This is a genomic window from Streptomyces sp. Act143, from assembly GCF_003143935.1.
In the GTDB taxonomy this organism is placed as follows: domain Bacteria; phylum Actinomycetota; class Actinomycetes; order Streptomycetales; family Streptomycetaceae; genus Streptomyces.
The window spans coordinates 8,002,282-8,020,304 of the sequence record NZ_QFRX01000001.1; the positions used below are offsets into that span (position 1 = coordinate 8,002,282).

19 protein-coding genes are annotated in these 18,023 nt (G+C 71.4%); 14 read left to right on the forward strand and 5 right to left on the reverse strand.

Annotation, left to right across the window (positions count from 1 at the left end; translation table 11 throughout):
• Positions 1-16 precede the first annotated feature (16 nt).
• Together DI272_RS36515 and DI272_RS36520 are read left to right on the forward strand one after the other, a co-directional pair.
• Positions 17-718, forward strand: coding sequence for a bifunctional 2-polyprenyl-6-hydroxyphenol methylase/3-demethylubiquinol 3-O-methyltransferase UbiG (locus DI272_RS36515; protein WP_181387434.1), 702 nt, complete (start codon positions 17-19; stop codon positions 716-718).
• Positions 719-816: 98 nt separating this feature from the next.
• Positions 817-1,305, forward strand: coding sequence for a DoxX family protein (locus DI272_RS36520; protein WP_109499455.1), 489 nt, complete (start codon positions 817-819; stop codon positions 1,303-1,305).
• A gap of 99 nt (positions 1,306-1,404) precedes the next feature.
• Here the strand turns inward: DI272_RS36520 and DI272_RS36525 are convergent, their stop codons facing one another.
• Positions 1,405-1,992 carry an RNA-binding S4 domain-containing protein gene (locus DI272_RS36525; RefSeq protein WP_109499456.1) on the reverse strand — a complete coding sequence of 196 codons (588 nt, stop codon included), beginning with the start codon at positions 1,990-1,992 and terminating at the stop codon, positions 1,405-1,407.
• Positions 1,993-2,205: 213 nt separating this feature from the next.
• Between DI272_RS36525 and DI272_RS36530 the strand changes: the two genes are divergently transcribed.
• On the forward strand, positions 2,206-2,883 hold the full coding sequence (locus tag DI272_RS36530) for a uracil-DNA glycosylase (protein ID WP_109499457.1): 678 nt from the start codon (positions 2,206-2,208) through the stop codon (positions 2,881-2,883).
• A gap of 37 nt (positions 2,884-2,920) precedes the next feature.
• The gene (pip, locus tag DI272_RS36535) at positions 2,921-3,874 is read left to right on the forward strand and encodes a prolyl aminopeptidase (protein ID WP_109499458.1); all 954 of its coding nucleotides are present in this window, start codon (positions 2,921-2,923) and stop codon (positions 3,872-3,874) included.
• 28 nt (positions 3,875-3,902) lie between these two features.
• Here pip and DI272_RS36540 read toward each other — a convergent pair whose 3' ends face one another.
• A complete protein-coding gene (locus tag DI272_RS36540) occupies positions 3,903-4,562 on the reverse strand; it encodes a GntR family transcriptional regulator (RefSeq protein WP_109499459.1) in 660 nt (219 codons plus the stop codon).
• A 146-nt stretch (positions 4,563-4,708) separates the two neighbouring features.
• Here DI272_RS36540 and DI272_RS36545 point away from each other — a divergent pair, with 146 nt between their 5' ends.
• The 3 genes from DI272_RS36545 to DI272_RS36555 all read left to right on the forward strand — a co-directional run bounded on the left by DI272_RS36545 (position 4,709) and on the right by DI272_RS36555 (position 8,240).
• Complete coding sequence (locus tag DI272_RS36545; protein WP_109499460.1) at positions 4,709-6,187, forward strand: NCS1 family nucleobase:cation symporter-1; 1,479 nt, start codon at positions 4,709-4,711, stop codon at positions 6,185-6,187.
• A gap of 5 nt (positions 6,188-6,192) precedes the next feature.
• On the forward strand, positions 6,193-6,912 hold the full coding sequence (locus DI272_RS36550) for an aspartate/glutamate racemase family protein (RefSeq protein ID WP_109499461.1): 720 nt from the start codon (positions 6,193-6,195) through the stop codon (positions 6,910-6,912).
• A gap of 302 nt (positions 6,913-7,214) precedes the next feature.
• Positions 7,215-8,240 carry a glycoside hydrolase family 6 protein gene (locus tag DI272_RS36555; RefSeq protein WP_258314784.1) on the forward strand — a complete coding sequence of 342 codons (1,026 nt, stop codon included), beginning with the start codon at positions 7,215-7,217 and terminating at the stop codon, positions 8,238-8,240.
• 15 nt (positions 8,241-8,255) lie between these two features.
• Here the strand turns inward: DI272_RS36555 and DI272_RS36560 are convergent, their stop codons facing one another.
• Positions 8,256-8,726, reverse strand: a complete 471-nt coding sequence (locus DI272_RS36560) for a GNAT family N-acetyltransferase (RefSeq protein WP_109499462.1) — start codon at positions 8,724-8,726, stop codon at positions 8,256-8,258.
• Positions 8,723-9,133 carry a RidA family protein gene (locus DI272_RS36565; RefSeq protein WP_109499463.1) on the reverse strand — a complete coding sequence of 137 codons (411 nt, stop codon included), beginning with the start codon at positions 9,131-9,133 and terminating at the stop codon, positions 8,723-8,725. The genes DI272_RS36560 and DI272_RS36565 overlap by 4 nt, the downstream gene beginning before the upstream one ends.
• Before the next feature lie 557 nt (positions 9,134-9,690).
• Between DI272_RS36565 and DI272_RS36570 the strand changes: the two genes are divergently transcribed.
• The gene (locus tag DI272_RS36570) at positions 9,691-10,092 is read left to right on the forward strand and encodes a hypothetical protein (protein WP_109499464.1); all 402 of its coding nucleotides are present in this window, start codon (positions 9,691-9,693) and stop codon (positions 10,090-10,092) included.
• 103 nt (positions 10,093-10,195) lie between these two features.
• Here DI272_RS36570 and DI272_RS36575 read toward each other — a convergent pair whose 3' ends face one another.
• Positions 10,196-10,795, reverse strand: a complete 600-nt coding sequence (locus tag DI272_RS36575) for a hypothetical protein (RefSeq protein WP_109499465.1) — start codon at positions 10,793-10,795, stop codon at positions 10,196-10,198.
• A gap of 38 nt (positions 10,796-10,833) precedes the next feature.
• Here DI272_RS36575 and DI272_RS36580 point away from each other — a divergent pair, with 38 nt between their 5' ends.
• From DI272_RS36580 to DI272_RS36605, 6 genes are all read left to right on the forward strand, one after another.
• The gene (locus DI272_RS36580; protein WP_109499466.1) at positions 10,834-12,747 is read left to right on the forward strand and encodes a toll/interleukin-1 receptor domain-containing protein; all 1,914 of its coding nucleotides are present in this window, start codon (positions 10,834-10,836) and stop codon (positions 12,745-12,747) included.
• A gap of 135 nt (positions 12,748-12,882) precedes the next feature.
• Positions 12,883-13,659, forward strand: a complete 777-nt coding sequence (locus DI272_RS36585; protein WP_109499467.1) for a nucleotidyltransferase domain-containing protein — start codon at positions 12,883-12,885, stop codon at positions 13,657-13,659.
• Positions 13,660-13,932: 273 nt separating this feature from the next.
• Complete coding sequence (locus DI272_RS36590; protein ID WP_109499468.1) at positions 13,933-14,397, forward strand: hypothetical protein; 465 nt, start codon at positions 13,933-13,935, stop codon at positions 14,395-14,397.
• A 56-nt stretch (positions 14,398-14,453) separates the two neighbouring features.
• Positions 14,454-16,022 (forward strand): hypothetical protein, encoded by a 1,569-nt coding sequence (locus DI272_RS36595; RefSeq protein WP_109499469.1) that lies wholly within the window; start codon positions 14,454-14,456, stop codon positions 16,020-16,022.
• Between the two features lie 26 nt (positions 16,023-16,048).
• Entirely contained in the window at positions 16,049-16,762 is a 714-nt protein-coding gene (locus DI272_RS36600) for an ABC transporter ATP-binding protein (protein ID WP_109499470.1), read from the forward strand.
• Positions 16,759-17,955, forward strand: a complete 1,197-nt coding sequence (locus DI272_RS36605) for an FtsX-like permease family protein (RefSeq protein WP_109499471.1) — start codon at positions 16,759-16,761, stop codon at positions 17,953-17,955. The genes DI272_RS36600 and DI272_RS36605 overlap by 4 nt, the downstream gene beginning before the upstream one ends.
• Positions 17,956-18,023 lie beyond the last annotated feature (68 nt).

An 18,023-nucleotide genomic window follows, 5' to 3' on the forward strand; every position in this document is an offset into this window, starting at 1 on the left:
GGGCCGTTGGACGGGCATGGAGCTGAAAATGCGTGAGGGGTACGAGGGGACGGGACCCGGGGCGATCACCCCGGACGGCTGCGCGGTGGAGCTGTACGCACGGCTCCCGGTGTACGACGAGCCGGACATCATCGCCGCGGCCGTACCGGCGGGGGCGCGCATCCTGGAACTGGGCTGCGGTGTGGGGCGGATGACCCACCCGCTGCTGGAGCGGGGCTTCACGGTCACGGCGGTGGACGAGTCCCCGCAGATGCTGGAGCGCGTCCGCGGGGCGCGCACGATATGCGGCAAGGTCGAGGACCTCGACCTGGGCGAGACGTTCGACGTGGTGATGCTCGCGTCGTTCCTCGTGCACAGCGGGGACACCGAGGTGCGGCGCGGCCTGTTGCACACCTGCGCCCGGCATGTGGCCGACGGCGGGTGCGTACTGATCCAGCGGGAGGGCGAGGAGTACCACACCGACCTGCCGCGCGAACGCGTCGACCCGAGCGGCTTCACCGTGCGGATGGTGTCCGCGGAGCCGGTGGGGGACGGGGTGAACTCGGTGCACGCGGAGTACGAGTTCCCCGACGCGGTGTGGACCCAGACCTTTCTGTCCCGGCCGCTGACGAAGGAGCAGTTCGAGGGGGCGCTGGCGGAGGCGGGGCTGCGGGTGGACAAGTACCTGACGGAGGACCGGATCTGGGTGCGGGCGGTACGGGTGGGGGAGGCCGCCTAGAAAGCGCGCATTCCCTCGCCGGGCGGCGATGAGTTTTGCCGGGGGAGGCGGTCTGTCTCTGTGACAGCACAACGAACCGCTTTCCACAGGAGATTCCGATGTCCGAGACGACCGTCCCCGGCACCTCCGTCCCCACCGCTTCCCCCGCCTCCTCCGCCGACTCCCGTACCGGCACCGTCGTCGCCGAGACCGCGACCGCCCGAGGCCGCCGCGCCAGGATCGCCCTGCGCACCATTCAGGTGCTGCTCGCCCTGTTCTACGCCTTCGCGAGCGCGCTGCCCAAGCTGATCGCGCACCCCACGGCCGTCGACGCCTTCGCCGAGATGGGCTGGGGCAATGCGGGGATGTACATCATCGGCACACTGGAACTCGCCGGTGCCGCCGCCCTGTTGATCCCGGTGCTCCAGTCGGTGGCCGCGGTGGCGCTGAGCGGGCTGATGGTGGGCGCCTTCGTGGTCCAGGTCTCCTACTTCGACGGGGAGAACGCCGCGACGCCCCTCATCCTGATCGTGCCGCTGGCCCTCATCGCCTGGGCCCGACGCGACCACAACGCACGGCTGCTGCGGCTGGTGGGACGACGAGGGTGACCTGTGCGGCCGCTTCGGCAGTGACACCGACGCACAGGGCGACGACGTCCGGCGGGCCGGAGGGCCTGGGCCGGACGTCGTCGCCGTGTGCGGGTGGTCTCACGGTCGGGGGGTGCGGCCGCCCGTTCCCGGCTCGCCGCCGAAGCCGCGCAGCCGTTCCATGTCCCGGCGGTCCCGCTTGGTCGGGCGTCCCGCGCCGCGGTCGCGGATGCCTGCCGGAGCGACGGCCTCGCGCGGCGGAGGCGGCGGGCTGTTGTCGACGTAGCACTGCACGGCGACCGGGGCCCCGACCCGCTTCCGGATCAGGCGCTTGACGACGACGATCCGCTCACGTCCCTCGTGCACCAGACGGACCTCGTCGCCGACACGGACGGAGTGGGCCGGCTTGACCCGCTCGCCGTTCACCCGGACATGACCGCCCTTGCAGGCGGCGGCACCGGCGGAGCGGGTCTTGATCAGGCGCACGGACCAGATCCAGCTGTCGACCCGAACCGTCTCGCCCTGCTGCGGCCCGGCGGCCTCGGCGGCGGCGACAGCGGCGGCGACCTGCTGGTCCGGTCCCGCGTCGGCACCAGGACCGGGCGCCTCCGCGCCGGTGGCGGCCGGTGCCCTCTCGGTTCCGTTCCGAGCGGGTGCGTCGGTGTTCATGCGCTCGCCCGCCTCGCCCTCCACACGTTCAGCAGCCATGCCCCGACCTTAGCCCGACGGCCTGGTCCACCCCGACGGAATTCCACGCCGGGCCCTGCCACGCCGGGCCCTGCCACGCCGGGCCCTGCCACGCCGGGCCCTGCCACGCCGGGCCCCTCCACCCCCCGGCCCTGCCACCCCCGGCCCGCCACGTCCGGCCCTGCCCCCCCGGCGTGCTGCCGGCCGGCACGGAGACGGTCGTACGGTGGTGTCGTGGACGCTCTTGCCGACCTCGACCTGCGTATCGCGGGCTGCCGGGCCTGTCCCCGCCTGGTCGACTGGCGCGAGGAGGTGGCCCGCACGAAACGGGCCGCCTTCGCCGACCAGACGTACTGGGGCCGCCCCGTACCCGGTTTCGGGCCGTCGGACGCCCGGATGCTGATCATCGGCCTCGCGCCCGCCGCGCACGGCGGCAACCGCACCGGTCGGATGTTCACCGGCGACCGCTCCGGAGACGTGCTGTACCGGGCGCTCCACGACGTCGGCCTCGCCTCGCAGCCCACGTCCGTGTCCGCCGACGACGGGCTGGAACTGCACGGCGTCCGCATCACCTCGCCCGTGCACTGCGCCCCGCCCGCCAACAAGCCGACCCCGGGGGAGCGGGACACCTGCCGTCCCTGGCTGGTGCAGGAGCTGAGACTGCTGCGGCCGACGCTGCGGAGTGTCGTCGTACTCGGCGCCTTCGGCTGGCAGGCCACGCTGCCCGCGCTGGCGGAGGCGGGGTGGGAGGTGCCCCGCCCGCGCCCGGTCTTCGGGCACGGGGCGCGCGTACCGCTCGACGGAATCGAGCTGTTCGGCTGTTTCCACGTCAGCCAGCGCAACACGTTCACCGGCCGACTGACCCCGCAGATGCTCCGGGACGTGCTGCGCACGGCGGCCGCGGTCTATTGAGGCGACCGTGCACCGGCGCGGGAGTTAAGGTCACCGGATGCCTCTCTACCCGGAGATCGAACCGTACGACCACGGCCTGCTCGATGTCGGAGACGGCAACCACGTCTACTGGGAGACCTGCGGAAATCCACACGGCAAGCCGGCCCTCGTGCTGCACGGCGGGCCGGGGTCCGGTTCCACATCCTGGGCGCGGCGCCTGTTCGACCCGGCCGCGTACCGGATCGTGCTGCTCGACCAGCGCGGCTGCGGGCGTTCCACGCCGCGCGCGAGTGTGTACGAGACCGACATGAGCGTGAACACCACCCCTCATCTGCTCGCCGACCTGGAGCTGCTGCGGCGGCATCTGGGGATCGAGCGGTGGCTGGTGTGGGGCGTGTCGTTCGGGTCGGTGCTCGGGCTGCGGTATGCCCAGACGCATCCCGAGGCCGTCTCGGAGCTGGTGCTGACCGGGGTCGCGACGGGGTCGAACGCGGAAGTCGCCTTGTTGACAAGGGGACTTGGGCGGATCTTCCCCGAGGCCTTCGAACGCTTCGTCGCGGAGGTGCCGGTCGGCGAGCGGTCCGGGAACCTCGCCGCCGCGTACAGCCGGCTGCTGGAGTCGTCCGACCCCGAGGTGCGGGCTCGGGCCGCGCGGGCGTGGACCGACTGGGAGACGGCGACGATTCCGGCGCCGCCGCGGTCGGTCGAGCGTTTCGAGAACCCGGAGTTCCGCCTCGGCTTCGCCCGCACCGTCACGCACTACTGGGGCAACGACCACTTCCTGGAGGCGGACGGCGTCGTCCTGCGTGACGCACACCTGCTGAAGGGCATCCCCGGCACGCTCGTCCAGGGCAGCCTGGACTTCGGCAACCTTCTCGGCATCGTCTGGCGGCTCCATCAGGCCTGGCCGACGAGCGAGTTGGTGGTGATCGACGAGGTCGGGCACAACGCGGGCGCGCCCGACGTGGTCGAGGCGCTGGTCGCCGCGACCGACAAGTACGCCCATAGGTGAGAGGGTCGAGGGGCGCCGCCGCGGTGGTTCAGCGGGGTTCCCCGAACAGCTGCCGTACCGTCGACTCGTAGTTGGTCCGCACGTGGGCGAGGGCGTGCGCGCGGGCCCGCTCCGGGTCGCCGGACGCGATCGCCTCGTACAACTCACGGTGTTCTATAAGGAGTTGGGGCCACTCCTCGTTCCGGCGGGTCATCCAGCGCAGTCGGCCGGCGACCGGTTCGAGGGCCTCGATCAGCAGGGTGTTGCCGGCCATGGCCACGATGCGGTCGTGCAGCCGGCTGTTGATGTCCGTGATCGCCTCCGCGTCGCCCGCCTCGGTCGCGGTCGCCGCCTGGTCCAGGAGCCGTTCTACCTCGGCCAGCTCCTGCGGGGTCGCGCGGGCCGCGGCCAGCCCGGCCGCGTAGACCTCCAGCGCCTCGCGCAGCTCGAAGAGCTCCTTGACGTCCTGCGGGGTGAGCCGCCGTACGACGGTCCGGCGTGGTGTCTCGAAATGGACGAAGCCCTCGGCGACCAGGGCGCGGATCGCTTCGCGGACCGGCACCCGGGAGACGCCGAAGCGCTCGGCGAGCTCTCTTTCGACCAGTCGGTCGCCCGGGCGCAGACCGCCCGCGATGATCTCCTGCCGCAGGGCGGCCAGGACGCGTTCGCGGACGGCGCCGAGGGGTTCGATCTTCGTCGTGGAGCTCATGCAGCCATCTTCGCCGACTCCGGAGGTGTTTTACGGAGCGTTAACGAACGCGACATCGGTCGGAACGCTTGACGGGAGGAGCATGACCGCAGTTTGGTATACCAAACGGCCGCCACCCTCCTCCGTCCCCGGCACATGGAGGCCCCGTGTCCCTCGCTGACCGCGCCACAGCCACCGGCGCCGCCGCGTTCGTCCCCGACCCCCGCCTCACCAACGAAGACCTCGCGCCCGCGGGGAAGCGGAACTGGAAGGTCTTCGACCTCTTCGCGATGTGGATGTCCGACGTCCACAACCTGGGCAACTACACCTTCGCCGCCGGTCTGCTCGTCCTCGGCATGAACGTGTGGCAGGTCTTCACCTCGCTCCTCGTCGGCTTCGTGCTCATCTACATCGGCATGAACTGGATGGGGAGGATCGGCCAGCGCCACGGCGTGCCCTTCCCGGTCGTCAGCCGCATCAGCTTCGGCGTCTGGGGCGCCAACATCCCGGCCCTCATCCGGGCCGTGATCGCCATCATGTGGTACGGCATCCAGACCTATCTGGCCTCGGTCGCGGTGAACGTGATGCTGCTGGCCGCCTGGCCGGGCCTGGAGTCCTGGACGCACAGCTCCTTCCTGGGCCTCGACGCGCTCGGCTGGATCTCCTTCCTCTCCCTCTGGCTGATCCAGGCGCTGATCATCAGTCAGGGCATGGAATCTGTGCGGAAGTTCCAGGACTTCTGTGGTCCGGCCATCTGGCTGGTCATGATCGCGCTCGCGGTCTGGGTCCTGGCCAAGGCCGACTGGACCATCTCCCTCACCACCACCCCGCACCCGGTGTCGGTCGGCGAGCAGTGGCGGCAGTGGTTCGGCGCGATCGGACTGATCCTCGCGACGTACGGCACGCTGATGCTCAACTTCTGCGACTTCTCCCGCTTCGCGCCGGACTACCGCACCGTGCGCCGCGGCAACTTCTGGGGCCTGCCGATCAACTCCACGGCCTTCGTGGTCGTCTCGGTGATCGTCACGGCCGGTTCGCTGGAGGTGTTCGGCGAGGCCATCACCGATCCGGCGGAGCTGGTGGCCAAGGTCGGCAACACCTGGGTCCTGGTCGTCGCCGCGCTCACCTTCGCCGTCGCCACCATGGGCGTCAACATCGTCGCCAACTTCGTCTCACCGGCGTACGACCTCGCCAACGTCTGGCCGCAGAAGATCACCTTCAAGGTCGGCGGCATGATCAGCACGGTGGCGGCGCTGGTGGTGACCCCCTGGAACCTCTTCTCCAACCCCACGGTCGTCAACTACTTCCTCGGCGGTCTCGGTGCCTTCCTGGGCCCGCTGTTCGGCGTGATCATGCTGGACTACTACTGGATCAAGAAGGGCCGCGTGGACGTGAACGAACTGTTCGACGGCACCCCCGGCGCCCGCTACTACTACCGGAAGGGCGTCAACCCCAAGGCGCTGTGGGCCTTCCTGCCGGCGGCGGGCGTCGCGGCGGTCCTCGCCCTGGTGAAGACGTTCAGCGACGTGGCCCCGTACTCCTGGTTCATCGGCACGGCGCTGGCGGCGGGACTGTACGCGGTGCTGTGCCGCGACGAACGCACGGCCACGGCAGCGGCTACGACCAACGAGGCTGTGGAGGTCTGACGGAAGTGCGGATCGTCGTCACCAACTGCAACACCACGCAGGAGATGACCGAGGAGATCGTACGAGGTGCCCGGGCCGCGGCAGGCCCGGGCACCGCCGTGACCGGGCTGACGCCGCGGTGGGGACCCGAGTCGGCCGAGGGCTGGCTCGACAGCTACCTGTCGGCCGCCGCGGTGATCGACCTCCTGCGCACCTACGAGGGACCGGCCTACGACGCGGTCGTCATGGCCGGCTTCGGAGAACACGGGCGGGAAGGCGTCCGGGAGCTGGTGGACGTGCCGGTCGTCGACATCACCGAGGCGGCGGCCCATCTGGCCTGCCTGCTCGGCCGCCGCTACGGGGTGGTCACCACCCTGGAACGCTCCTGCGGCCAGATCGAGGACAGCCTGGAACTGGCGGGCGTCGGCCGCAACTGCGCGGCGGTTGTCGGAACGGGCCTGAGCGTCCTCGAACTCGGCGACGCGGAGCGCACGGAGGCCGCCTTCGTCGCCGCCGCGGAGAGAGCGATCGCAGCGGGGGCCGAGGTGCTGGTGCTGGGCTGCGCCGGAATGACGGGCTTGCAGCGGGCGGTGGGGGAGAAGCTGGGGCTGCCGGTGGTCGACGGGGTGGGGGCCGCGGTGAAGCTGGCGGAGTCGCTGGTCGGGCTGGGCCTGGGGACGAGCCGGGTGGGCGGTTATGCGCGACCGTTGCCGAAGGGGCGGGTTTGGGGGAGGCGGGTGGAGTGAGGGTCCGGCGGGTGGAGCGAGGGGGCAGATGAGGGAGGGGCCGGCAGGTGGAGTGAGGGGGCGGATGGGGGAGGGGCCGGCGGGTGGAGCGAAGGGTCTGGATGAGTGAGGGGCCGGCGGGGGCAGTGAGCGGCCCGCATGGGTGAGGGGCCGCCGTCGGGGTGATCCTGGTGCGGGCCGGGCGGGCGTGCGCCGGTGTGGGGGCGGTGCGGTCGCACACTTCCGTCGGGACGAGTCGCGCCGCCGCCTGCGTCCCGCGCCGCTCCCGGCGCCTGGTATCGGCGGCGGGAACGGAGTTGCCGGTGTTCGGGTGGTCGTCACTGGCCGGTGGGCGGGCTTCGCGTGCGGTGCTCGCCGTGCTGCTCGTCGGCGTGTGCTGCACCGGCGCCTCGGGCGGGGTGCCGGACGGCGGCCCGTGCCGCCTCGGACAGCCCGCGGCCTCGGCGCACTGCACTGCCCCCGAGTCGTTCTGGACGAACCCCGACTCACGGGCCGCCCGGCAGGCCGCCGAGTGGAGGCGGGCGGGGCGGCACACGGAGGCCGCGTTGATGGACCGCATCGCGACGCGCCCCCAGGCCGAGTGGCTGAACGGCCCGCACCCCGGCCCCGTCGTCCGCGCCCGCACCACGGCCGCGGCGCGCACCGGCCGGACGGCCGTACTCGTGGCGTACTACATCCCCCACCGCGACTGCGGCCTGTTCTCCACCGGAGGTGCCCCGAGCGCGGCTGCCTACCGCGCGTGGGTGGACGAGTTCGCCGCAGCCCTCGGCGACCGGGCCGCCTATGTCATCGTCGAACCGGACGCCGTCGCCCAGGTGGTGGCGGGCTGCACACGGATCGTCGCGAAGGACCGCTACGCCCTGCTCGCCTACGCCGTCGACCGTATCGAGCGGCGCCCGCACACCCGCGTCTACCTCGACGCGGGCAACTCCGGCTGGATTCCGGAGGCGTGGCGTCTGGTCGACGCCCTGAAGGCGTCGGGAGGGACCCGCGCCGACGGCTTCGCGCTCAACGTCTCCAACTTCCAGACGAGCGCCGCCAGTTCCACCTACGGGGACCAGCTCTCGAAGGACCTCGGCGGCAAGCACTACGTCATCGACACCAGCCGCAACGGCAACGGGCCCTACGCCGGCACCGACGGCTGGTGCAATCCACCCGGACGCGCCCTGGGCGAACCCCCGACGGCACGCACGGGACACCCTCGGCTGGACGCGTACCTGTGGATCAAGCGCCCGGGTGAGTCCGACGGAACCTGCCGGGGTGGGCCGGCGGCGGGCCGCTGGTGGCCGTCGTACGCGCTGGGGCTGGCCCGAAACGCGCGCCGCTGATCCTCCTCGGGTTGCTCACGGCTGCCAGACGTACCGCACGTCCGGCTCCCGCTCCTCGTTCCCGCTCCCGTCCGTCGACTCGGCCGCGACGAAGCCGTGCCGCTCGTAGAAGCGGTGGGCGGGCTTGTTGACCTGGAAGGTCCACAGGTGCAGCCCCTGCGGACTGCGCTCCTTGGCGAGCGCGACGAACCGGTCCCCGACGCCCCGCCCGCGCCACTCCGGGGCGAGGTAGAGCTGGGAGAGCAGGTCGCCGTCGAGCACCATGACCCCCACGATCTCCCGGTTCCCGGGACCGGACGTCTCCGCGACCCAGGTGTCCCGCAACGGCACGACCACCGCCCGGAAGTAGTCCCGTACCTCGTCGTCGGACCGTGGCCGGACGACCGTCGGCAGTGCGGCACCGAACGACCGCAGCCAGACGTCGGCCGCCGCGGCGGCGTCAGGGGCGGTGGCCCGGCGTATCGAGACGCCTTGTCCGGCGTTCATCGCGCCTCCTCCGGGACCGCGGCCGTCGCGGTGATCTCCACCAACTGGCCGCTGTACCCGAGGCAGGCCACGCCGATCAGCGTGGACGAGTGCGGCCCGGTGCTGAGCCCGGACGCCTCCACGACCTCCCAGACGGCGGAGAGAGCTGACGTCTCATTGCTCACGACATACACGTCCGTGGAGAGCACGTGGGTCAAGTCGCTGCCGATCACCCGCAGTTGCTCCTCCAGATTGGCGATCACCTGCTCGGCCTGGCGCACGGGGTCTCCCTCGCCGACCAGTCGGCCCTCACCGTCCAGCGGCACCGAACCGGCGAGGAACGCGAGTCTGGTCCCGGCCTCCACGACGGAGGCGTGGGAGTAGGTGGGGGGCGGGAAGAGGGCGGGGGCGGTGACGCGCCGGATCAAAGCGGCTCCCGAGGCGGTGGACGGGGAACGGGCAACCCGGCGATCATCCACGGAGCGGTTGTGCAGCGCATCCAATTTTTCCGGCAGGGCCGTCCGACCCGGCCGCAGCTCCCGACTCCGCTCCGCCGCCTCGACTCGCTCGACGCGATACAGGCGCACCGGGGGCGCCGCTCTGACCCGCGGATTCACACTCAGTCGGTCCGGCGGCCCGAGCAGCCGGTGCACCATGCTCCCGGCCCAACCCCGCATACGCAGTCCGGCCAAGGAGACGTACCGCCGTCCGTCCTCCTCGTGCTCCCCACGACCCGCACTCGTCATCGCAGCCTCCCCCGTGGCACACCACGACCTCCCGGCCGCGGCCCGTCCGTCACACTCTGTGACGACGCATCCCATTGAAGCGCGTCCCACTGACAATCGTCCGAGCCGGCGGCTGCCCGTGGACAACCGCGCATAACCGCTCGACGCGAGGAGGCGGTCGGTGCCAGCCTTCGGCGGACGGCGCTTCGCGCGACGGGCGCCCACAGCCGCAAGTGCTCTGCGTTTCAGGAGGCTCGTGCGTGTCCCGCACCGCCCATCACGTCCCCAGCCGGCACCGCATCCTCCCCGCCTTCTGGGCGCTGGGCCTGCCGGGCCCGTGGACCGGCCACGCCATGCCTGAACTCCGCTACTCGCACGCGGAGTTGGCCCGCGCCCGCCGCGGGGGGCGGCGCCCCGTGCCGAGGCGTGTCGTGCGGAGCTTCACGTCGTACACGTACTCCCGGGCGCTGAACGAGCGGACGAGCAGCCCCTATGAGCGCCGCGCCCGTGCCGCCCTCCAGGCCTTCCGGGCCGCCGCTCACCGCGAACTGCGCGCCGCTGCCGCCGATCCCGCCGCTACCGCGGAGGCGCTGCCCCGGCGGGCCGAGGACCTGGACCATCCGCCGGTCCGGCATCGGCACCGGGATCTCCGGGATGCCTGAGCGAGAGGGGTCTCCCCGCTCCCGGACGCGGAACCGGCCCCTCCGCGACAGGCCGTACGGCCGAACTCCCCGCGCCCGACATGGACTTCACGCCCCGGAACGGTCAGGACCCCTGTGGCCTGTGGGGGGGGGACCCCGCCCCCGAGGACCGTGGCGTCGGAAGATCGATCAGGTCGCTGACGTCCGCCACCTCCTGAAGAGTTCGCGCCAGCGAGACCAGGGTCTGACGAACCTCGCCGATCCGTTCGCGCAACGCGCCCGCGTGTTCCCACTCCCGTTCCCACGCCACCGGGTCGTACCCCTCCGGGCGCTGGGACTCGTACGCCGTCAGCCGCGGATGCCACGCCGCGAGCAGGGGCCGCAGGACGCGGTTGAGGACCGTGACCGCGAGGACGCCGAAGCTGACGTGGCCCGGGGCGAGGGGCGGGGCGACGTCCGGGCCGTAGCGGCGCAGTATCTCGCGGGTCGTGTTGAAGAAGGTGTAGAGGGAGGACAGCGCCTCGCGCAGGAAGCCCTCACCCGGGTCGAGTTCCTCGACCGACACGCGCGTGACCAGCTCCAGGTACAGCTCCCAGGCCGCGCTGCGCTCCGCGTCCGCCGGTTCCCACGTGCCCGAGATCTCGCCCACGAACGGAATCGTCAGCTTGGCCGTGACCTGAGCCGGGCCACCCGGTCGACGCCGCCTGCGCTGCCTGTTTGCCATGATCGACCTCCCCGGTACCCACAGTAGGGTAAGTCGCCGTGTGGGACGTCTTCCTCAGCTACAGCCGCGGTGATGTGGAGCGGGTCCGTCCGCTCGTGCGCGCGTTGCGCGACGGCGGGCTGGCGGTGTTCACGGACGAGACCGGGGTCGCCTCCTTCACCGGCATCAGCGACACCATCCGCCGCGAACTCGCCCGTTCCAAGGCCCTGTTGGCCTACTACTCCACCGGCTACCCGGAGCGCGCGGCCTGCCAGTGGGAGCTGACGACCGCCTACTTGGCGGGACTCGGGGAGGGCGACCCGCGGCGTCGTGTCATGGTCGTGAATCCGGAGCGGGGCACCGGCCACATCCATCCCGTCGAACTCCGGGACGCCCGCCACGCCACGCCCGACGACCCCGGCGCCCTCGTCGCGGACGTGCACGCGCACGTGGCCCGCCTCGACACCCCCATGACGATCGCCGAACCAGGCCTACGACGCTGGCGACTCGGTACCCCCGAGCCGCGTCCGGAGTTCCTCGGCCGCCTTTCCGAACTCTGGCAGGTCCACTCCGCCCTGCACGCCCACTCCGCCCCGCTCGTCACCGGCCGCGCCGCCGCCCACGCCGTGCAGCTCCGGGGCATGGCCGGCATCGGCAAGACACTGCTCGCCCAGGAGTACGCCCTGCGCTTCGAGGCGGCGTACCCGGGCGGTGTCTGCTGGGTGGACGGGGAGTCGTACGACGCGTCCGTGCGCGCCCTCGGCACGGCCGACCTCTTCTCCTACTTCGACGACCTCGGCAAACCGTTCCTGTGGATCGTCGACGCCGTCCCCGCGGGCCGCCTCGCCGCGCGCGACATCGCCGCCATGGCGGCGCCCCACCCGCTGGGCCGCACCCTCTTCACGCTCCGCACCCGTTCCTACGACGCCCTCGGCACCGCCGTCGACCTGGGGCCGCTCGACGCGCCCCACGCGCGCGTGGTGGCCGGAGGGGACGAGGTCCTGGCCGAAGCGGTGGGAGGACATCCGCTCGCCCTCGCCCTGCTGGGCCGGGCGGTCTCGTCCGGGGAGCGGCCCCGGACCTTGTACGACCGTCTGCACGCCCGCGGCCGGTCACTCCTCGACACGCTCGCGGCGGAAGACGTGACGGGGGCGGTCGTACGGGACGTGGACACGGCGGACGCCGCCGACGTCCTGCGCTGCGCGGTCGCCCTCCACCCCCTGCCCCTGACCACGGAGGACGCCGAACGCGTCCTGGCCTCCGCCGACCGCGTCCCTCAGGCCGTCGCCCGCCGACGGGCGGCCAACGGAATCCGTGAGCTGCGCGCCCACAGCCTGCTGACCCCGGACGCCGACGACGGCTGGGCTCTGCACCCCATGACCCTGCACGCCTGGCACCACCACGACCCGTCCCCCGCCCGCACCGAGGCCCTGCGCCATGCCGCGCTGCGCACCCTTTACGGCCGCCGCGGCCCGGTTACGCTGGCCTTCCCCGGCAGCCGAAGGGAGGCACCCATGACAGCGCCGAGCGAGTCGGAGCGGATGGCGGCCTTCGACATCCAGGTCGAGTTGGTCACCCGGATCGGGGTGCAGGAACTGGCGCCGGGGACGGGCAGTCTGCGCGAGGCGCTGACGTCCCTGAAGTCCCTGATCGACTTCACGCGCGCGACGCTGCACACGTACAGCATCGGGCTGGAACGGGGTTCGGCCGGTGGCGCCCCTACTGTCCAGAGCCTCGCGTACGGTCTGATCAACGACGTCATCCGCCCCTTCACGGCCGCCTGGCACCCGCGTCTGGCCGCGTACGAGGCCCGCTGCCCGGCGGACACCGCCCCGCTCGACCACGAGACGGCCTGGCCGGAGGCGGACACGATGCGTGCCGAACTGGCCTCGCTCCAGGGGCCCCTGCGGTCTATCGCCGGTCGGCTGGGGGACATCTCGGGGGCGGACTTCGGGGTGGCTGCGGGCGCGTGAGGGCGGGGACGGCCGATGCCGGGCTTTGGGCTGGTGGCGGGCGTGTGATGGAGGGGGTGGCCGACGCCGGGCTTCGGGGTGGTGGCGGCGCGTAATCGCGTGGAAGTGCGGCACCCGGCTTCGTACGCTGCCCTCATGCCCACGCCCGCCCTCTCCGACGCCGCCTTCCTCGACAGCACCGCCGATCGCCTCGCCGCGCTGCCGACCGTCCGGGCGGTCGCCCTCGGCGGCTCCCGCGCCCAGGGCACCCACGGCCCCGACAGCGACTGGGACCTGGCCGTCTACTACCGCGGCCCCTTCGACCCCGCCGACCTCCGCGCCGTCGGCTGGGAGGGCGAGGTGTCGGAGGTGGGCGGCTGGGGCGGAGGCGTCTTCAACGGGGGCGCGTGGCTGACCGTCGACGGGCGACGCGTCGACGTCCACTACCGCGATCTCGACGTCGTGGAGCACGAGTTGGCGGAGGCGGAGGCGGGGCGGTTCCGGGTGGAACCGTTGCTGTTCCATCTCGCGGGGATTCCGAGCTATCTGGTGGTGGCGGAGCTGGCGATCAACGAGGTGCTGCGGGGCGAACTGCCGCGCCCGGCGACCTATCCGGAGAAGCTGCGCCGTGCAGCGCGCGACCGCTGGCACGGCACGTCTCGGGCGACCTTGGCCTACGCACGCGCCAACCATGCCCCCTCGGGCCGTCTGACGGAGACCGCGGGCGCCATTGCGACGGCCGTCGTACAGGCGGGACACGGGGTGTTGGCGGGACGCGGAGAGTGGGTCACCAACGAGAAGCGGCTGGTGGAGCGGGCAGGTCTGAGGTCCGTGGACGCCGTCGTCGCATCGCTCTCTGCGGGGGCAGACGCGGACGCGTTGAGTCAGACGATTGATCAAGTGCAGGCGCTGTGTGAGAAGGCGGCAACCTGAGGCTCTGCTTTGAGCGAGAGCATCATGCTTTGGTGTGAACAGCAGCTCTTGCCATGTGGCTGGATCGGTTTTCCCGTAACGCTCAAGGGCCCGTGCCCACATAGAGACAGGCCAGGCCAGCCCTCGTCGCAGGCGGGACCCGACGCTCATCGACGTGCATGCACTCGTCTCTTTTCAGCCACATCCGCATATTTGCCCAGCATGTACAGTCCGATCCCCGCTTGAGGGGATATGCGGATGGCGCGAGTGCGCCGTGAACACGGGGAGAGACAAGTGAAGAAGACCCTGCTGACCACGGGGATCGTAGGCGCTCTGATGGCAGTGACGGCCGCACCGACCGGCGCCATCTCCGACACCGGCTCGACGGCTCTGCCCGGCACGGGCGCGAAGGTGGTGGCCAGCGCGTGGCACTGCAACGTCTATGCCGACAAGTGTTCCTTCAAGACGTCGACCAAGGCCATGAAGGGGCGCCACAAGTACAAGGTCAGCAAGATCACCAACGTGGCGACGGTGAAGGCCAACGGCTGGCAGGCCACCCTTTCGCTCAGTCCGAGCGGCACGATGGTGAGTGAGAACACCCGGCAGGTCAGCTGGACGAACAAGAACTCCTGGATCGCCGACATCAGCGGGATCGCCGATCCCGGCGGCTCGCTCAACACGAGCATTACCACCTGCTCCGACGGCGGCGCCTTCAAAGCCGGTGTGAAGGCGTTCGCCTCGGCGTGTGCCAACGACTGACCCGCGAACGCGTGAAGAACAGCCTTCTTCCGGGCCGCACAGGACGCCGCGGCCGGATGATCGCCGCCGTGGCGGTGGCGTGTGCCGCGGCTGTCCTGGGGGTCTCCATGTGCGGTGGCGGGCCGGTGAACCGGCCCACCCGGCCTGGTGCTGAACTGGCTGAGCACCTCGACGCCCTCCGCGGAGCCAATGATCTTGTCCGCGCCACCCGGGCCGACGTCGGACGGGACCCTGCGCTGTACCCGACGGCGTACGGCCGTCTGGAGGCCGAAGTGCGCGCGGGCGAACGTACCGGCAAGCCGATGCCTGAGGTCCGTTCAGGTGCTCTCACGAAACTCGCGCGCACCGACATCCTGGACACCCCCGCCTGGCGGGCGTACTACGTCTGTCTGTCGCTGGCCGGCTCCACGACGGGCGACGCGGTGACGATCTTGGAACGAGCCGGGCTCCGCAAGGACGCAGAGAAGGAGGCGCTCGCCTATCTCCGCTCACCGGACCCTGAAGACGATGCCCTGACCTCGCTTGCTACGCGGGCCGCATTCCTGGACACGCTGAGCTGCACTGGCCACGACGGTGATGCGCCCCGCGCAGCCGTGGACCGCCTTGCCGCGGACACGGCTCGCGTCGGGCAACCCGTTCCGGTGCTCTACGCGGTGGAGGCGCTGCGGACGGTGGGCGTGCACGTTCGTCCGGCACGGGCTTTGCGGGACGCTGACGGGCTGCTGAAGGCCGAGTGCACCGCTCTCGACCCCATCCAGCGAGCCGCTCTGGCGTTGCTGCGGCAGCAGTCGACGCCGCAGACCCGTAAGTGCCTGAAGCCCGCGCTGCACAACCCCGATCCCCAGACCCGGTGGCTGGCCCGGCGCGCACTCACGATCGGCGTCAGCAATGACGCATCGTCACTTCCCGCGCCGAAAGGGCACATCCGAACGGACGGTCTCGTCGCCAAGTCTCCAGCTCAGCTCGGCACCCTCACTGCCACGTACAACGCCGCCCGCGCCCTGACCGCTGGTGCGCAACAGGGGCGTGTGCCGGACTGGTTGACGCAGCAGCTGAAACAGCTGGGCTCCGGCCGCGCCCTCGAACCGTCCGACCGCCTGCTGCTCGCCATGACATGCCACCGGCTGTCCCTGGCATGTGGCCCACAAGCGGAGAAAGGAGCCAAGGAGATTGCCAGGCTCCCGGTACCTCGCCGATTGACGCGGGAGAACCAGCGTCGCTGGTACGCCGCCACGGTGGCTCGGGCGGAGTTCGGTCTGCCGTGCCGCCATGCGTCCATCGAGCTACCGCGAGGTGACGAGTCCGTGTTGTCCGCACGCTCGCTGCGCATCGTGGTGGCTCTCGCAGACGCCGGTTGTGCGACCGAGGCGGAACGGCTCACCGAGAAGGCTGATCTTGTTGCTCAGGCCCGTCGGAGCCTGGGGGATGGTGATCTCCTCAGCGCTTCGGACGCGGTCCAGGCGGCCCTCGCTTCCGACCAGAGCATCCCGCAGACCTTCTGGGACGACCTGCCCGGACTGATGGAGCCCTACCGCGACACCAAGTACCCCGACCTGTATGCCGATTCACCAGGCGGCACTGCTTCCGCGGACGCCACGAGAGCCGCGTATTACCTCCTCGCCTGATCCCACACCCCAAGGAACTCCGCGACATGAACACAGCCTCCCCACCCGCGGTCATGGCCGAAGGCCTGGCCTTCACCTACCCGACCGGCGGCGGACTGGCCCGCGCCGACCTCGTGCTGGAGGCGGGCGCGACGGCCGCCGTGGAGGGCCCCTCCGGCTCAGGCAAGAGCACCCTCCTCGCCCTCCTCGGGCTCATCCTCACGCCGGCCGCGGGCTCCCTGTCCGTCGGCGGGACGGACACCGGCTCTCTGACGCCGAGCGAGCGGGATCGGTTGCGGCGATGTGAGATCGGGATCGTTCTTCAGGACCTCGGGCTCCTGACCTTCCTCAACGCGTGGGAGAACGTCGCCGCCGCTTTCGGGCCGCGGCTCGGGCGGCATCGTGGTGCGGCTCGGGATCTGCTCGGGGACCTCGGAATGGCGGAGCTGGCCGACCGCCCCGTCTCCGAACTCTCCGGTGGGCAGCGGCAGCGCGTCGCCGTTGCTCGGGCCGCTGTGAAGCAACCCGTGCTGGTCCTGGCCGACGAGCCGACCTCGGGACTCGACCCGAAGAACGCCGACCTCGTGATGGGCTCCCTGCGTTCGTGCGCCGCGCAGGGCGCCGCCGTACTGCTCGTCACCCACGATCGCGGCGTCGCCACGACCTGCGATCGGCGGTACGCGCTCGACGAGGGAGTGCTGTCTCCCGCCTCCATGGAGAACGCTCGCACCGACAACGCTCGCAAGGAGAATCTGACATGAGCCGTTGGAGTCTCTACACCTGGAAGCGGGACGGGCGTTCGCTGCGTCGCGCGCTGCCCACCCTCGCCGTCATGGCCGCCCTGCTCACCACCGCCGCAGGAGTCGCCGCCGGCGCCGCCGGGGCCGTGGAGCGGGACGTGCTCGGGTCGGGTGGGCTCACCCAGGTCGAGTTGTCGTCGTTCGAGGGGGACGACTCGGTTCGGCCGCTCACCGACTCCGCTCTACGAGATGCAGAGCAGACGCCCGGCGTCCGTCACGTCGTCGCCGACTACTCTGCCACCCTGTACGCCGAGGACGAAGGAACGTACGACCTCACCAGCCACACCCTCACCCCGGCCGACGACCTGCCCGTCACGAGGGGTGCCGTGCCGGCCCGACTCGGCCGGGACCAGGTCGTGTTGCCTGCCTCCGCCCAAGGAACCGACTTCGCCCCGCTTCTCGGTCGTACCGTCGCCTTCGGGTACACGAGAGCGACTGGGGCCGGGGCCGGTACGACCGCCGTCGTCAAGCTGCACATCGTCGCCCTCTACGCCCCGAGTTGGCAGGCCGACGGACCCGGTGTCGCGTATCTCTCCGAGGACACCGCCGCCCTGCTCGCCGCGGCGCGCGCCGGGCAGACCGTGGAGGCGTTCCGGGGCAAGGAGGGTGCTCAATCCGCCGTCGTCGTGGTCGGGCATCAGAGGCAGGTTGCCGGGATCGTCAAGTCCTTGCAGAGCGGCGGCTTTTCCGCCTCCGCAGTGTCCGACCGGGTCCGGCATCTGCCCGGACTCTTCGGGGCCGCCGATCTCGCGATGCGTGGCGGTGTGCTCGTCCTGGCACTGGGCGCCGTCTGGCTCGGTGCCGTCCGGGCCGCGGACAGTGCGCGGGTGCGGATCGGGCAGCTCGCGATTCTGCGGATTCTCGGGTCCGGGCGCGCTGAGCTGCGGCGGATTCTGCTCGGTGAGGCCGCGTTGTCCGGGGGAGTGGCGGGGACGATCGGGGCGGTTGTCGGTACCGGGGTGTCCGTCGTGCTCGCCGGGCCGCTCAGTGATGTTCTCGGTCTGCCCATCACCGTTCCGGATGCGTTGCCCGGTCTGGAGATGGCGATTGCGGCACTCTTGCTCCCCGGTCTTGGGCTGGCCGCCGGAACTCTGCTCGGCAGCCGGGAAGTTCTGCGCCGCGATCCTTATCTCACCGCTCGCTCGCACAGCTGACGGCGCGATGCCACAAGGTCCCGAATAATCCTTCGAAAAGGGGCCCTTGTCGCTGCTAACGTCCCTCA

Coding starts and splice junctions, on each gene's coding strand:
- DI272_RS36515 (WP_181387434.1), top strand. CDS start 17: ATGGAGCTGAAAATGCGTGAGGGGTACGAGGGGACGGGACCCGGGGCG.
- DI272_RS36520 (WP_109499455.1), top strand. CDS start 817: ATGTCCGAGACGACCGTCCCCGGCACCTCCGTCCCCACCGCTTCCCCC.
- DI272_RS36525 (WP_109499456.1), bottom strand. CDS start 1,992: ATGGCTGCTGAACGTGTGGAGGGCGAGGCGGGCGAGCGCATGAACACC.
- pip (WP_109499458.1), top strand. CDS start 2,921: ATGCCTCTCTACCCGGAGATCGAACCGTACGACCACGGCCTGCTCGAT.
- DI272_RS36540 (WP_109499459.1), bottom strand. CDS start 4,562: ATGAGCTCCACGACGAAGATCGAACCCCTCGGCGCCGTCCGCGAACGC.
- DI272_RS36560 (WP_109499462.1), bottom strand. CDS start 8,726: ATGAACGCCGGACAAGGCGTCTCGATACGCCGGGCCACCGCCCCTGAC.
- DI272_RS36575 (WP_109499465.1), bottom strand. CDS start 10,795: ATGGCAAACAGGCAGCGCAGGCGGCGTCGACCGGGTGGCCCGGCTCAG.
- DI272_RS36585 (WP_109499467.1), top strand. CDS start 12,883: ATGCCCACGCCCGCCCTCTCCGACGCCGCCTTCCTCGACAGCACCGCC.
- DI272_RS36595 (WP_109499469.1), top strand. CDS start 14,454: ATGATCGCCGCCGTGGCGGTGGCGTGTGCCGCGGCTGTCCTGGGGGTC.
- DI272_RS36600 (WP_109499470.1), top strand. CDS start 16,049: ATGAACACAGCCTCCCCACCCGCGGTCATGGCCGAAGGCCTGGCCTTC.
- DI272_RS36605 (WP_109499471.1), top strand. CDS start 16,759: ATGAGCCGTTGGAGTCTCTACACCTGGAAGCGGGACGGGCGTTCGCTG.